A 13,256-nucleotide genomic window follows, 5' to 3' on the forward strand; every position below is an offset into this window, starting at 1 on the left:
ACTTTTCTCATGAAGATTGCCCCGCCCTCTTTTCCGGCCTCGTGGAATATCGAGGCCGCGAAGTCTATCGCCGATACGCCGGCCGGGGTGGTGTACGAGCTTACGCGCGGCGATGGTTCCCTCGCTGTTGCCAAGGTTCTGAAAAAGAAAGTATTGAAGGACAGCCTTCGCGGCGCGGATTTCATCGCATGGCGCGCCGGCATCGGCTGTGTGGAACTGCTCGACCGCTCCGACGATATTCTGCTGATGGAACACGCCGGTACGGAGACCCTGCGCGACCTGCTGTTTCGCGACGGCGACGACGATGCCGCCACGGAAATCGCCGCCGATGTCCTGCTAAAATATCATCAGCCATCGCAGCAGAAGCCGCCTTCGAGCCTGTTGACGCTGCCGCTCTATTTCGAGAGCCTGTTTCGCAAGGCCGAGCAGGATCGCACCGACGGCATGGACAGCCCCTATATCGAGGCGGCCACGCTGGCGCAGGCGCTGATCGACCGGCAGCGGGATGTGAAGCCGCTGCACGGCGATCTGCATCACGAGAACATCATGCGCAGTGAACGCGGCTGGATCATCATCGATCCGGCTGGCCTGATCGGCGATGCGGCGCTCGATGTCGCCAATATGTTCTCCAATCCGCTCGACCGTTTCGACCTTACCCGCAGCGAGGCGCGCATCGCCTCCATGGCGGCGATCTTTGCAAAGGCTCTGCAACGGGACGAACGGCTATTGCTGCAATACGCCTTTGCCTATGGCTGTCTTTCTGCCGTGTGGCATGAAGAGGACGGCAATGCGGAGGAACGCGACAACGAACTCGCCGTCGCGGCCACCATCAAAACGGTGCTCGGGCAGTTCTAAGCCGCCTCAGTCCCTGACTTCGACCGCAACGGGGGCCGGATATTCGCCAATGAAACCGCGCCAGTGGGCGACGGCGAAACCCAGCACAATCAGCGCCATGCCCTGATGGGCGAGCGCCACATGAATATCCACATGCATGAGCAGCGTGGTGATGCCGAGCCCCGCCTGAATGGAGACGAGCACGAAGAACAGCACCGCCCGGCGGGCATGTGGCGTACTGGGCAAGGCGCGGGCCATCGACACCATATGCCAAAGCGTGGCGGCAAACAGCGTATAGGCGCCGAGGCGGTGGACGAATTGCACCGTCTTGGGGTTCTCGAAGAGGTTGATCCACCAGGGTTGTTGCAGGAAGAGGTCGCCCGGCACCAGTGAGCCGTCCATTAGCGGCCAGGTATTGTAGGAAAGGCCGGCATTCAGCCCCGCCACCAATGCGCCGAGATAGATCTGGAAGAGACAGAGCACAGTCAGCAGCGCGGCAAAGCCCCTGCCCGTCTTTTCATCGGCGGCGTCGGGCGAGTGGTGCGACAGGCCGCGCAATATCCACATGCAGCCCGCAAAGATGAGGCAGGCAATGGTCAGATGCGTAGCAAGCCGATATTGCGAGACATCCGTGCGGTTGACGAGGCCTGACGATACCATCCACCAGCCGATGAAGCCCTGAAAACCGCCAAGCGCAAGAAGGCCAACGAGCGGCAGGCGCAGGCGCTTTTCGACGCGGCCGGTCAGCCAGAAAAAGGCGAGCGGCAAAGCGAAGATGAGGCCGATGGTGCGGGCAAGCAGGCGATGCGCCCATTCCCACCAGAAAATCGTCTTGAACTCGTCGAGCGACATACCCTTGTTGATTTCCTGATATTGGGGAATGCGCTTGTAGAGCTGGAATTCCTCTTCCCATTCGGCGACGGAAAGCGGCGGAATGGCGCCATGGATCGGCTTCCATTCGGTAATCGACAGGCCGGATTCGGTAAGCCGCGTGGCGCCGCCGACGAGGACCAGACAGAAGAGCGTGAAGAGCACGACGCGAAGCCAGATGCGCAGCAGGCGGCGGTCCTTCTCCTGTTTCTGCAGGGCAGCCTCCACCACCATGTCCGCAGAACCATTTGCCATCGTCATGCCGCTCGAACGCATCTTTCAGGTCTCCCTCATACAGTCATGTTGATTAGCCCCATCCGGCACCACAAAACAAGGCCTCAGGGTTTGCGGCATCCGGTCGCGGCGGTATAGTCGGTCAGTTGTTCAATCACGGAAGATTTCATGCACCCTCGCCTCAGATCGCTCATCGGCACTATCGTCATCATCTGCCTCGTCGTCGTTTACGCCGTGGTGGCGACGGCCATTGCATCGGCGGCGCTGACGCAATCGCCCTGGTGGGTGCATCTCGCTTATTTCGTGCTGACCGGAATCCTGTGGGTTCTGCCGGCGATGCTGATCATCAAATGGATGGCTGGACCCAAAAAACAGGGTTAAGCGCCGGCCATTGCATGACACCCTGAGGTCGCAATTTTATAAACCGATTGTTTGCCGCTCAGCGATATAGTCCGACCGAAACAACCGGAGAGAGTGGATGGCGGCTGAGGGGCCGGTCTTTATCAGCGACGAGCAAGCGCCGACCGCCGTGCAAAACGAGCGGCGGGGTGCTGATCGTCTGTTGATCGATCTGGTCGATGACGCCTCCACCATCCGCGTCGACTGGGAGCGGCTGGAAAACGATCCGCTCAATTCGCTGCATCAGAGTTTCGGCTGGTGCTCCATTTGGGCACAAACGCAGGATAGCGCGCTCCTGACGCTTCGCGGCCGGCAACGCGGCAAGACGATCTTTCTGCTGCCTCTCGAAATCGTAATGGAAGGCGGCGTTCGCAAGGCGCGTTTTCCCGGCGGCCGTTTCAACAATATCAATACGGGGCTTTTCGACCCCTCCTTTGCCGGACAGGCCGGACAGGAAATCGCGGCGGCGATTGCCCGGGAGGCGCGGAAGCTGTTGCATGGTCGAGTCGATATTCTGGCTTTGCAGAACATACCGCTGAGGTGGCGCGACAGGACCAATCCCCTCTCGCATCTTGCTTCCGTCGAGAACCAGAATCCGGCCTTCCAGCTTCCCCTGCTCGAAAGTTTCGAGGCCACGCTTCGGCAGGTCAATGCCAAGAGGCGACGGAAGAAATTCCGTATCCAGAGCCGAAGGGCCGAGGAAATGGGCGGCTACAGCCATGTGATCGCTCAATCGCCACAGGAAAAATGCGAAATGTTGCAGGCGTTTTTCCGCCAAAAGGCCGCCCGTTTCGCCTCGCAGGGCATTCCGGATGTGTTTCGCGATCAATCGGTGAAGGATTTCTTCTACGATCTCGCCAATTTCCCACAGACAGGCACGGACAGCCTGCTGGAGCTGCACGCCATTCGCCTGCATGGCGAAAACGAGGGCGTCATCGCCGCGATAGCCGGCCTTTCACGCAAGCAGGATCACATCATCTGCCAGTTCGGTTCGATCGATGAATCCGTTTCGGAACTCAGCCCCGGTGAATTGCTGTTCTGGTTGATGATCGAAAGGGCCTGCCGCGAAAAGGCGGCAATCTTCGATTTCGGCGTCGGCGACCAGCTCTACAAGCGCAGTTGGTGCCCGCTTTTCACCGTGCAGCACGATATATTCCTGCCGGTGACGTTGAAGGGTCGTGTTGCGGCCTCGGCCTATGTCGCCATCGCCCGGACGAAGAGCCTGATCAAATCCAATCCGGCGCTTTATGCGTTGATACAGCGGTTTCGCGCCGGACGGCCGAAGATGGACAGCGCCGCCGACTGAGTTGCCGGCGCTGTAGGTATGCGGCGCCTCAGGCCGCGCTCAGATGGTCCGGCTTGCGCATGCCGGTCAGCGGCAGCGCCTGTCCATAACCCTCGGCAACCAGTTCACCGAGCGTCTTTTCCAACAATTCGCTATCCTTGCCCGGAACCGAGACGATAATTTCCGCCGGCAGGTTGCGCAGCATTTTCCCGAGGCTCGAGATCTGTACCGCGCCGCACTCGACGAGGACGGTATCATAAGCGTCGGAGAGCGCGCCGAGGATCATCGTCAGACGGTCAATCGCACGCATGGCCTCGCGCGGCTGCGCATTGCCACGCGGCACAATATGGGCGTCGGACAGGCGGTCGCCGTGAATGGTTTCACCAAAGGCGGCCGCGCCCGCCAGAAGGTCCATCACACCGGGAAGTCCAGCCTCCGGCGCCATCAATCGCGTCGGACAGGCTGACGCCGTCATGTCGACGAGAACGACCGAACGCCCCATTTCGGACAGAGCACGCGCCAGCATGACGGTCGTGGTCGAACCGCTATCACCGGCGGGAGACACGATCGCGGCGACCGGCTTGGCAAGGCGGGTAGCCAGGAAACCTGCAACGGCGCTAATGGAGAAGTCGTCATTGGCGTCGACCTCCTCCTCCACTGCCTCCTCTTTCGCGGCCGTGACATCCTCCACCGGCAGGGCCGGTATGGCGGCCGCAGCGGCGGCCGGTACACGCCGTTCTTCCTCTTCGGCAACGGGCTGGTATGCGGCGACCGGCATGGCTCGCGCAGCAGGCTGTATGGCTTCATGGCGCGCGACTACAGGCTGTTCCGACACGTCCGTCGTTTTGTCCGGATCGGCTGGGGAACGGGAAGGAGAAGGCGGATCGGAGAGCGGCGGAACTTGGTTCCTGCCCAACGGCTTCAAGGCCCGGCCGGTGAAGAGCTCCACCAGCATGACGACGATGCAGGACAGCAGAAAGGCCGCCAACGTCACGACGATGGTGATGGCGCCGGTCTTCGGGAAATAGGGTTCGCGCGGCTCCACCGCCGTCGAGATGACGCGCGCATCGGCCGGCGTGGAATCCACCGAACCGGCGCGCGAAGTCGCTTCGCGGTAACGGGCAAGATAGGTTTCCAGAAGCTGCCTTTGCGCAGAAGCTTCCCGCTCCAGATCGTTGAGACCGACCTGCTGTTCGCCGGCACGAACGCTTTCCGATTTCAGCATGTTCAGCTGCTGAACCAGTTGCCGTTCCCGCAGACGCGAAACATTGGCCTCGTTTTCGAGACTTGCCAGCACCTTGCGGGTTTCTTCCTGAATCTGCCGCTGTATGCCGTCAAGCTGATTGCGCAGCGCGCGGATGCGCGGATGGCCTTCCAGCATCGAAGACGAGAGATCGGAAATCTGGCTGCGGATCGTCGTCTCGTTTTCCTTCAGCCTCTGGATCGTCGGGGAACCGACGACATCGGGGAAAGTATCAAGCGGACGGCCGTTAGCAAGCGCGCTGCGCACGCCTTCCGCCCGCGCTTCCGCATTGGCGCGCTCGCCACGGATACGGCCGAGTTCGGTGGAGATATCGCTGAGCTGGCGGGTGGCAAGCGTTTCGCCCTGCCCTGCCGAGAGAAGATCGGCGGAGGCGCGGTAATCCGCGACCTTCCTGTCGGCCTCGCGCACCTTTTCGCGCAGATTGGCGATTTCCGGCTCCAGCCAGCGCGCCGCTTCCGTGCTTGTATCCAGCTTTGCGCCGCTTTGCAGGGCGATATAGGCCTTCATCATCTCATTGGGGATGGCAGCGGCAAGCTTCGGGTCCTGCGAGGAGAATTCGACCGTGATGACGCGCGAACTTTCGACCTGATAGACCTGCAACTTCTCCCGGAAGGCCGTCAGCACCCGCTCCTCGGGCAACACCTGAAGCGGGTCCTTCTTGACGCCGACGGCGACCAGCAGCTGCGAGATGAGCGAAGGATGGGCCTCCGGATCGAACTCATCAAGCTCATAAAGCTTCATGTCTTTCGCGACCTGTTTGATGAGATCGACCGATTGCAGGATCTGCACCTGGCTGGAAACGGTCAATTCATCGAGAACCGGCTCGGCGGGCGCATTGGACTGCTGCGAGGCGCCGAAGGAGGCCGTGCGGGATTCGATGAGCACGCGCGCCTCGCCCTTATAGGCGGGCGACATCATGCTTGAGATCACGAAGGCGGTGCCTCCGGCCAGAAGCGTGATCGCCGCGATCCGCCCCTTGCGCTGCCATATGGCTGCGACAAGCTGCGCAAGATCGATATCCACATCCCTGTCGTCAATGCGATCGCCGTTCATGCAGGCTCCGTAACCGAGACAAACCTCGGGCGTTCAAATATAGATGGTCAATTTTCGCGAAGCTTAAGTCTTGCGGGTAACACAACAGTTAATCCCGGAGAATCCGACGAAATAAAGCCGATATTACCATCGCTCGCGCCGGCTGTTTACCGCACATTAACCCTAACAGAACGATAAGAATGATCAAAGATCGACTCGGAGCCAGATGAGATGCCGCTCGCCGGATCACGACATGTCACCGCACTGACGCTCGCCGTTTTGACGGCCCTCTCCGGCTGCGCGGCATATCAACCCGCGCCGAGGTCCTTTAACGAGGCTGCGCTGCAACCCTATCATGTCGATAGCGGCGACAGGCTGCGCATCAACGTGTTCGAGCAGTCCGGGCTGACCAACACCTATACGGTCGACCAGGCCGGTTATGTCGCCTTCCCGCTCGTCGGTCAGGTTCCCGCACGCGGCAAGACGCTGCCGCAGCTCGAAGCCGCCATAGCCGCCAAATTGCGGCAGGGTTACCTTCGCGATCCAGACGTGACGATCGAGATCGACCGTTATCGCCCGGTCTTCATCATGGGCGAAGTCGGTCGTCCCGGCCAATATTCCTATGTGCCGGGCATGACCGCGCAAAACGCCATAGCCATTGCCGGCGGCTTTACTCCGCGCGCCAATCAGGCCGATGTCGACATTACCCGCAAGATCAACGCCGAGGTGATGACCGGCCGGATCGGGATCACCGCGCCCATTCTGGCGGGTGATACCGTCTATGTGCGTGAACGCTTCTTCTAAGAACGGAGTGGCGCACGTGTCGGATGACGGCCCTCCCCTGCGTATCATTCATTGCTTCCGCTCCCCGGTGGGCGGTGTTTTCCGCCATGTGCGCGACCTCATCGAAGAACATGTGAAGCAGGGCCACAAGGTTGGCATCGTTTGCGACAGTTCCACCGGCGGCGCGCATGAGGAGCGGCTTTTCGCACAGATCACCCCGATGCTGGAACTCGGCCTCACCCGCCTGCCCATCAGGCGGTCCATCAGCCCCGGCGACCTCATGGCGCTGTGGAAATCCTACAAGCACATCAAAAGTTTGCGGCCGGACATTCTGCACGGACACAGCGCCAAGGGTGGCGCTCTTGCCCGGCTGATCGGCTCACTCCTGCGGGCGAACAGGTATCGCGTAGCCCGCCTCTATTCACCGCATGGCGGCAGCCTGCATTACGCCAGAAACAGCCTCAAAGGGCAGCTCTTCCTGCGGCTGGAGCGGTTCCAGGAACATTTCACCGATGCGCTCTGTTTCGTCTGCAATTTCGAGCAGGCGACGTATGAAGCCAAGGTCGGCAGGCCGCGCACCCGCACCGCGATGATCTATAACGGCGTTCAGGAAAGCGAGTTCGAAACCGTACCCGCGCGCGAAGATGCAGCCCGTTTTCTCTATATCGGCATGTTGCGCGACCTCAAGGGGCCGGATGTCTTCATCACGGCATTTGCAAAGATGGAACGCAGTCTCGGCAAGCCCATGTCCGGCGTGATTGTCGGCGACGGACCGGACAGGGACAAATATGCGGCGATGATCGACAAGGCTGGGCTTTCCCGGCGTATTTCCATGCATGCGGCCATGCCCGCCAGACAGGCCTTCGAACTGGCGACGACGGTGGTGGTGCCTTCGCGCGCCGAAGCCATGCCCTATATCGTGCTTGAAGCGCTTGCGTCGGGAAAGACGGTCATTGCCTCGCATGTCGGTGGCATTCCCGAAGTCCTCGGAGAAGACAGCGAAGCGCTCGTACCGGCTGGTGACGCCGACGCGCTGGCGCGGATCATGGTCAAGGATGCGGAGGACGCCGACTGGGCGCAGCGGATCATGCCTCGTCCCGACAGCTTCAAAGCGAAATTTTCAACCCCGGTCATGGCGGATGAGATGATGAAACTCTATCGCGACCTGTTATCCACCTGATAGTCATTTCAAAAACACGATTTTTAATTGTATATTCCGGCCATCCTGTAGAAAATCATCATAAACGTTTCTTAGCATGTTTCGGCTAGTTTCCTGCTCGTAGAGCGCGTGCGCCCATTCGGATGCATACAAGGCGCTCTGCCACTTTGAGGTTGCGCATCGTTCCGTTCGAAAATTCAATGCGATTTTCAGGCCGATGTGCTGGAGGGTGCGGACCAAGGCAATGACCAAGACTGACAAGGACAGAATGCAATTCGATCTGGCGTCATTGCGCAAGAAACTCTCTGACCATGAAGCCGGCGGGTCTTCGGCGTCCGAAACGGTCGTTCTCAATCCGCTTGCACGGCAGATCGCCAACCAGCTTCGCGCCGGCAACCATTCGCCCAATATGGTGATCGGGCAATTGCGGCTTATGGAATTCACGATGCTCGTCGTCATCGCCGCCATCGTCAACGGCATCGCAGCCGATCGCGGTCTCGAAACCTTTCTGTCGGTTTTCGGCGGCGGCGTATTGGGGGCGGCGCTCTGCGTGTTTCTGTTGCAGGCCGGTGACTGCTATCAGCTTCCGACGCTGCGCACGCCGCTGAAGATGTTCGCCCGCATTCAGGGCGCGGTGTGCCTCTCCTTCGTGGGAATTGCCTGTTTCCTTCTCCTTTTCTTTCCCGATGCGCTGCATTCCTGGCAAGCATTTGGCGTCTGGTATGCAACGGCTGCGGTCGCGATCTTCGCCGGGCGGCTGATCCTCGGTTTCGCCATTCGTCATTGGGGCCGCAACGGCGTCATGGAACGCCGCGCCGTCATCGTTGGCGGCGGCGATGCCGCCAAGGACCTTATCCGCTCGCTGGAGCAGCAGTCCGACAACGATATACGCATCTGCGGTATCTTCGACGACCGGAAAAGCGCCCGCTCCCCCGAAGTTGTCGCCGGTTATCCCAAACTCGGAACCTTTGCGGAGCTGGTGGAGTTCGCCCGCCTGACGAAGCTGGACATGCTGATCATCGCCCTGCCGCTCAGCGCCGAGGCGCGCATTCTCCAGCTTCTGCGCAAACTTTGGGTGCTGCCGGTCGATATCCGCATTGCGGCGCATGCCAATAAATTGCGTTTCCGCCCCCGCGCCTATTCCCATGTCGGCAAGGTACCGATGCTCGATGTGTTCGACAAGCCGATCCGCGACTGGGATTCGGTGGCGAAACGGGTGTTCGACATCACCTTCAGCCTCATCGGCATCGCCCTCTTATGGCCGGTGATGGTGGGGGCGGGAATTGCCGTGAAAACCACCTCGAAAGGCCCGATCCTCTTCAAGCAGAAGCGCCACGGCTTCAACAATGAGACGATCAATGTCTGGAAGTTCCGTTCCATGTATACGGAGCTCGCCGACCCGACCGCGAAAAAGGCCGTGACAAAGAACGATCCGCGCGTGACGCCCGTCGGCCGCTTCCTGCGCAAATCCTCGATGGACGAATTGCCGCAGCTTTTCAACGTTCTTTACGGCGATCTTTCGCTCGTCGGGCCGCGCCCGCATGCCGTTCACGCCCAGACGGGCGACTTGAAATATACCGAGGTGGTGGAGCACTATTTCGCACGCCACAAGGTCAAGCCCGGCGTCACCGGCTGGGCGCAGATCAACGGCTGGCGCGGCGAGATCGACCATGGCGACAAGATCAAGTTCCGGACCGAATATGATCTCTATTACATCGAGAACTGGTCGCTGTTTCTCGATTTAAAGATTCTGTTCCTCACGCCGATACGGCTGCTGAAATCGGAAAACGCCTATTGACCCACACCGGTTACCAGCACGCGGCGGGTTTTGACGCACCTTTGGCCACCATGCGGCTCATCGGTGCGTTCTTCATCGCGTTTGGCGTGTTCCTTTCCGGCTTCGTCATCTCCGAGCCGGCGCCTTATGAGTTGATGATGGTGGGACAGGTGGCGCTCTGGTTCCTACTCGGCCTTCGCCTTTCGCGCACCGTCGTCCTGCTTCTGTGCCTGCTGCTTGCCTTCAATGTCGGCGGTTATCTTTCGCTCACCACCATGGCCGATCTGGATGAGGGACCGCTTTATCTCGCCGTCTCGACCTTTCTGGCGCTGACATCGGTTTTTTACGCGGCGATCATCGAGGACAAATACCAGCGGCTGCTTTTGATTTTCCGGGCCTGGCTTGCAGCGGCGCTGATCACCGCCCTGCTCGGCATCATCGGATATTTCCACGCTATTCCGGGTTTCGAGGTCTTCACCCTCTACGACCGCGCCAAGGGCGCATTTCAGGACCCGAATGTTTTCGGCCCCTTTCTGGTGACCCCATCGCTTTATCTGATCTACGGCCTCCTCACCGGCAAGGCGATGCATGCGCCTTTACGGATCGTCGGGCTACTCATCCTGTCGCTCGGCATTTTTCTGTCATTCTCGCGCGCGGCCTGGGGCTTGTTTCTGTTTTCCACCATCCTCCTCGTTTTCGTCATGCTGCTGAAAGAACGAACGGCCGCCTTCCGTCTGAAGATACTCGTGTTGTTTCTCGTCGCCGCGGGCCTCATGGTCGCGGCTATTATCATCGCGCTGCAGTTCAAACAGGTGGCCGATCTGTTCCTTAGCCGCGCCTCTGCGGTGCAATCCTATGATGGTGGGCATCTCGGCCGTTTTGCCCGCCACTATCTCGGCTTCCTGCTCGCAATGGATCATCCCCTCGGCATTGGCCCGATGGTGTTCGACAATATCTTTCCCGCTGCCGAACATAATATCTGGCTGAAGAGCCTGACGACGCATGGCTGGTTCGGCTTCGTGATCTATCTCGTGTTGATCTGCTGGACCGTTGCCGCCGGTTTCAGGCATCTGCTGCGGCCACGCCCCTGGCAGCCGTTCCTCATCATTTCCTGGGTTACTTTCGTGGGACATGTGATGATCGGCGCCGTCATCGATACCGACCACTGGCGGCATTTCTTCCTGCTGCTCGGCATATTGTGGGGGTGCATGGCGCTCGAAAAACGTGAAAGCCTGCGCCGCCGCGCACGCGCCGCGTAAAGACCTACCCTTACGGAACCTTACACCACTTCATGCGTTTAGCCCCCGATTCCGATTGTCAAACGGGGAGACATCTTATGACGCAGACCAATAATCTCTATCTCATTATCGGTGCCCTCATCGTGGTCATTGCCGGTCTCGGCATCTATGTCTGGCACGAGGAGAGCAAGCCGAAGGGAATCGAGATGAACATCGGCCCGAACGGCGTCTCCGTTCAGGAGAACTGATCCGCAAGCGTCGCGCAAAGTCCGGCCATTAAGACCGAGTGCATCCCAAGCCGAACGCGGCCGGGATTCGCCCGGTCTTCTTATGAGAGGAGACGAAAGGCGGGATCGATGCCCGCCGAGCCAGTTCGGTACGAATGATGCGTATCGCCCGATCAAGGAAACAGCTAGCGCAATGGTCTCCTCCATCGACCTGTCCACACGCCTCACCGCAACCAGAATGGCCCTCAAGGCCATCAAGGAGCAGGAAGACAATCCCGCCGTCACGTCCTCATCCTCGACTCGGACGTCTCTGCTCGGTTCCTACGGGCTCGACACCACCAACTCCTCCTCGTCCACCAATACCAGGCTCACGCAGCTTCTGGCGCAATATGCCCAGACCTCGAACGAGGATACGCAGACCGACGACACGGATACCCGGCTTTCTTCCGGCGATATTACCAAGGCCGATTTCATGAAGGCGTTGAAGGAGACGCTGGAAGAACTGACCGCGGATCCGGACAAGGCTTCGCAGGCCAAGGCCATGCTGGAGGCTTTGACGGCCGGCACGCTGACCGTCTCCGATCCCGCCGAAGGCGCGCAGGTCAAAGCCTGGGACGTGGCCGCAGATACAAAAACCACTTCCGGCCCTGCTATGAATATCGCCATGACGGGATGGAGCGACTTTCTGAAAGACCATCTCAAACGCGACGGCTCGACCTATGCGAGAAGCGAAACCGGCGCCTATGTCGATACTATCTCTGGCGACAACGCGTTTTTCGGCAGCGTCGGCAGCCGCTATTATTATCTCACCTGGCCACAGGCGAAAAACGGCACTTTGACCGTGTAAGCCGCATTCCCGGATGGCTGCGACATGGAACATGCCGCAGCCTCGCTTTCACCGCCCGTTCAGGCGGCAGGCGCGGCAGCAGGTTCGGCTCCGCCGGAAAGCGCCTTTTGTAACTGCGCTTCCTGCGCCGGCGACAGCGACGTCTTGATGACCCGTCCGCGCAGGCCTTCGAATTCCGCCAGTACCTTTTCCGGCTGCACCTTGCGGATCAGCACGAACAGCGCCGAAGAACCATTGGGAATGGTCTCGCCGAGCGATTTGATGAAATCGTCATCGATACCGAAATCCGTCAGCGAACCGGCAAGAGCGCCCGTGCCCGCACCGATCGCGCCGCCGATGGCAAATCCCGCCAGCGGGTTGAGGAACAGCAGGCCGACAAGGCCGCCCCAGAGGCCGCCGGACAGGAAACCGGAGCTTGCACCTATCGCAGTCAGATTGACGCTCTGCTTCAGATGCACCTTGCCGTCGTCATCGCGAACGACAACCACGGCATCCTCCAGATCGACCAGATATTCCTTTTTCAGGCCAGCAAGCTTCAGAAGCACCCTGTCGGCCACTTCCGTTCCGTCAAAACCAACAACGACAAGTTCAGACATAGTTCGTCTCCCTGAGTTTCAATTCCGCTGCGATTGAACGCCGAAGCGGGCGGCTTGTTCCGGCAATGATGGAAAGAGGATGTGTCATGCGTTTGACGACCGCCCGTCCGGACTGCTTCAGGCCTTCTACACCATCCACATCCTTTGCTCCTTTTTTTATGAAAAGACCATTTTCCGCTTGCGCCCTAACAGGCTTATATATAAACGGCGTTCAGGTTCGGAGCGTAGCGCAGCCCGGTAGCGCACTTGACTGGGGGTCAAGGGGTCGTGGGTTCGAATCCCGCCGCTCCGACCATTAAAATCAGATAGATAGCCAGTTCCCCCAGAGCTGGCTATATTTGTTTCAGCCATCTGGTAACCCGCGCCATGCGCGAATTTAAAAGACCGGATTCGGCTATACATTTGTCCAGGCCTGAGAATGAGGTGCGCCGAGATGGCCAAAAAAACGAAAATAGAACACTCGGAATTCTCGGGCGAGTTTGAAGACGACGGCGTCACGGTTTTGGTTGATATCTACCGGCCCGCCGGCACCCAGCAGGATTGGACGCTCGAAGTCATCAGCGAGCATGACGATGTCACCACCTGGGACGAACCCTTCGCGACCGATAAAGATGCCTGGGAAGAATTCCTGGCAACGTGTGAGAAGGACGGGATTCGCAGCTTTCTGGATGGCGAGGATCCGTCCATCCACTGACGTTCGAATGCTCGACG

General features: G+C 59.5%; 13 protein-coding genes and 1 tRNA gene. 11 read left to right on the forward strand and 3 right to left on the reverse strand.

Annotation, left to right across the window (positions count from 1 at the left end):
• The first annotated feature begins 9 nt into the window (after nucleotides 1–9).
• Nucleotides 10–855, forward strand: a complete 846-nt coding sequence (locus BS627_RS07045) for an aminoglycoside phosphotransferase family protein (RefSeq protein WP_077982464.1) — start codon at nucleotides 10–12, stop codon at nucleotides 853–855.
• A gap of 6 nt (nucleotides 856–861) precedes the next feature.
• Here BS627_RS07045 and BS627_RS07050 read toward each other — a convergent pair whose 3' ends face one another.
• A complete protein-coding gene (locus BS627_RS07050) occupies nucleotides 862–1,965 on the reverse strand; it encodes a COX15/CtaA family protein (protein ID WP_165691202.1) in 1,104 nt (367 codons plus the stop codon).
• Nucleotides 1,966–2,106: 141 nt separating this feature from the next.
• Between BS627_RS07050 and BS627_RS07055 the strand changes: the two genes are divergently transcribed.
• Together BS627_RS07055 and uppA are read left to right on the forward strand one after the other, a co-directional pair.
• Complete coding sequence (locus BS627_RS07055; protein WP_077982466.1) at nucleotides 2,107–2,319, forward strand: DUF2842 domain-containing protein; 213 nt, start codon at nucleotides 2,107–2,109, stop codon at nucleotides 2,317–2,319.
• A 97-nt stretch (nucleotides 2,320–2,416) separates the two neighbouring features.
• Nucleotides 2,417–3,643 carry a polysaccharide biosynthesis GNAT family N-acetyltransferase UppA gene (gene uppA / locus BS627_RS07060; RefSeq protein ID WP_077982467.1) on the forward strand — a complete coding sequence of 409 codons (1,227 nt, stop codon included), beginning with the start codon at nucleotides 2,417–2,419 and terminating at the stop codon, nucleotides 3,641–3,643.
• 28 nt (nucleotides 3,644–3,671) lie between these two features.
• Here the strand turns inward: uppA and uppB are convergent, their stop codons facing one another.
• The gene (gene uppB / locus BS627_RS07065) at nucleotides 3,672–5,939 is read right to left on the reverse strand and encodes a polysaccharide biosynthesis protein UppB (RefSeq protein WP_077982468.1); all 2,268 of its coding nucleotides are present in this window, start codon (nucleotides 5,937–5,939) and stop codon (nucleotides 3,672–3,674) included.
• 210 nt (nucleotides 5,940–6,149) lie between these two features.
• On the opposite strand from uppB, the gene uppC reads away from it, so the two are divergent.
• The 6 genes from uppC (at nucleotide 6,150) to BS627_RS07100 (ending at nucleotide 11,949) form a co-directional block, all read left to right on the forward strand.
• Nucleotides 6,150–6,722: a polysaccharide export protein UppC gene (gene uppC / locus BS627_RS07070; protein WP_077982469.1), complete on the forward strand. Its 573-nt coding sequence runs from the start codon at nucleotides 6,150–6,152 to the stop codon at nucleotides 6,720–6,722.
• Between the two features lie 16 nt (nucleotides 6,723–6,738).
• Nucleotides 6,739–7,881, forward strand: a complete 1,143-nt coding sequence (gene uppD / locus BS627_RS07075; RefSeq protein WP_162520438.1) for a polysaccharide biosynthesis type 4 glycosyltransferase UppD — start codon at nucleotides 6,739–6,741, stop codon at nucleotides 7,879–7,881.
• Nucleotides 7,882–8,104: 223 nt separating this feature from the next.
• A complete protein-coding gene (gene uppE / locus BS627_RS07085; protein WP_077982472.1) occupies nucleotides 8,105–9,658 on the forward strand; it encodes a polysaccharide biosynthesis glycosyltransferase UppE in 1,554 nt (517 codons plus the stop codon).
• Nucleotides 9,655–10,896 (forward strand): polysaccharide biosynthesis O-antigen ligase family protein UppF, encoded by a 1,242-nt coding sequence (gene uppF, locus BS627_RS07090; RefSeq protein ID WP_077982473.1) that lies wholly within the window; start codon nucleotides 9,655–9,657, stop codon nucleotides 10,894–10,896. Before uppE ends, uppF begins: the two co-directional genes overlap by 4 nt.
• Nucleotides 10,897–10,973: 77 nt before the next feature.
• On the forward strand, nucleotides 10,974–11,123 hold the full coding sequence (locus BS627_RS07095) for a hypothetical protein (protein WP_003521552.1): 150 nt from the start codon (nucleotides 10,974–10,976) through the stop codon (nucleotides 11,121–11,123).
• Between the two features lie 172 nt (nucleotides 11,124–11,295).
• Nucleotides 11,296–11,949 (forward strand): hypothetical protein, encoded by a 654-nt coding sequence (locus BS627_RS07100; RefSeq protein WP_077982475.1) that lies wholly within the window; start codon nucleotides 11,296–11,298, stop codon nucleotides 11,947–11,949.
• Between the two features lie 59 nt (nucleotides 11,950–12,008).
• On the opposite strand, the gene BS627_RS07105 is transcribed toward BS627_RS07100, so the two are convergent.
• A complete protein-coding gene (locus BS627_RS07105; protein WP_077982476.1) occupies nucleotides 12,009–12,545 on the reverse strand; it encodes a DUF1269 domain-containing protein in 537 nt (178 codons plus the stop codon).
• Between the two features lie 218 nt (nucleotides 12,546–12,763).
• Here BS627_RS07105 and BS627_RS07110 point away from each other — a divergent pair.
• Together BS627_RS07110 and BS627_RS07115 are read left to right on the forward strand one after the other, a co-directional pair.
• A tRNA-Pro gene (locus BS627_RS07110) sits at nucleotides 12,764–12,840 on the forward strand.
• Nucleotides 12,841–12,978: 138 nt separating this feature from the next.
• On the forward strand, nucleotides 12,979–13,239 hold the full coding sequence (locus BS627_RS07115; RefSeq protein ID WP_077982477.1) for a hypothetical protein: 261 nt from the start codon (nucleotides 12,979–12,981) through the stop codon (nucleotides 13,237–13,239).
• The last annotated feature ends 17 nt before the right edge of the window (nucleotides 13,240–13,256 follow it).

The organism is Agrobacterium salinitolerans (assembly GCF_002008225.1).
Taxonomy (GTDB): Bacteria; Pseudomonadota; Alphaproteobacteria; order Rhizobiales; family Rhizobiaceae; genus Agrobacterium; species Agrobacterium salinitolerans.

What these genes read in the sequence shown, in the direction of transcription:
- BS627_RS07045 (WP_077982464.1), top strand. Translation starts at nt 10, where the DNA reads ATGAAGATTGCCCCGCCCTCTTTTCCGGCCTCGTGGAATATCGAGGCC.
- BS627_RS07050 (WP_165691202.1), bottom strand. Translation starts at nt 1,965, where the DNA reads ATGACGATGGCAAATGGTTCTGCGGACATGGTGGTGGAGGCTGCCCTG.
- BS627_RS07055 (WP_077982466.1), top strand. Translation starts at nt 2,107, where the DNA reads ATGCACCCTCGCCTCAGATCGCTCATCGGCACTATCGTCATCATCTGC.
- uppA (WP_077982467.1), top strand. Translation starts at nt 2,417, where the DNA reads ATGGCGGCTGAGGGGCCGGTCTTTATCAGCGACGAGCAAGCGCCGACC.
- uppB (WP_077982468.1), bottom strand. Translation starts at nt 5,939, where the DNA reads ATGAACGGCGATCGCATTGACGACAGGGATGTGGATATCGATCTTGCG.
- uppC (WP_077982469.1), top strand. Translation starts at nt 6,150, where the DNA reads ATGCCGCTCGCCGGATCACGACATGTCACCGCACTGACGCTCGCCGTT.
- uppE (WP_077982472.1), top strand. Translation starts at nt 8,105, where the DNA reads ATGACCAAGACTGACAAGGACAGAATGCAATTCGATCTGGCGTCATTG.
- BS627_RS07095 (WP_003521552.1), top strand. Translation starts at nt 10,974, where the DNA reads ATGACGCAGACCAATAATCTCTATCTCATTATCGGTGCCCTCATCGTG.
- BS627_RS07100 (WP_077982475.1), top strand. Translation starts at nt 11,296, where the DNA reads ATGGTCTCCTCCATCGACCTGTCCACACGCCTCACCGCAACCAGAATG.
- BS627_RS07105 (WP_077982476.1), bottom strand. Translation starts at nt 12,545, where the DNA reads ATGTCTGAACTTGTCGTTGTTGGTTTTGACGGAACGGAAGTGGCCGAC.
- BS627_RS07115 (WP_077982477.1), top strand. Translation starts at nt 12,979, where the DNA reads ATGGCCAAAAAAACGAAAATAGAACACTCGGAATTCTCGGGCGAGTTT.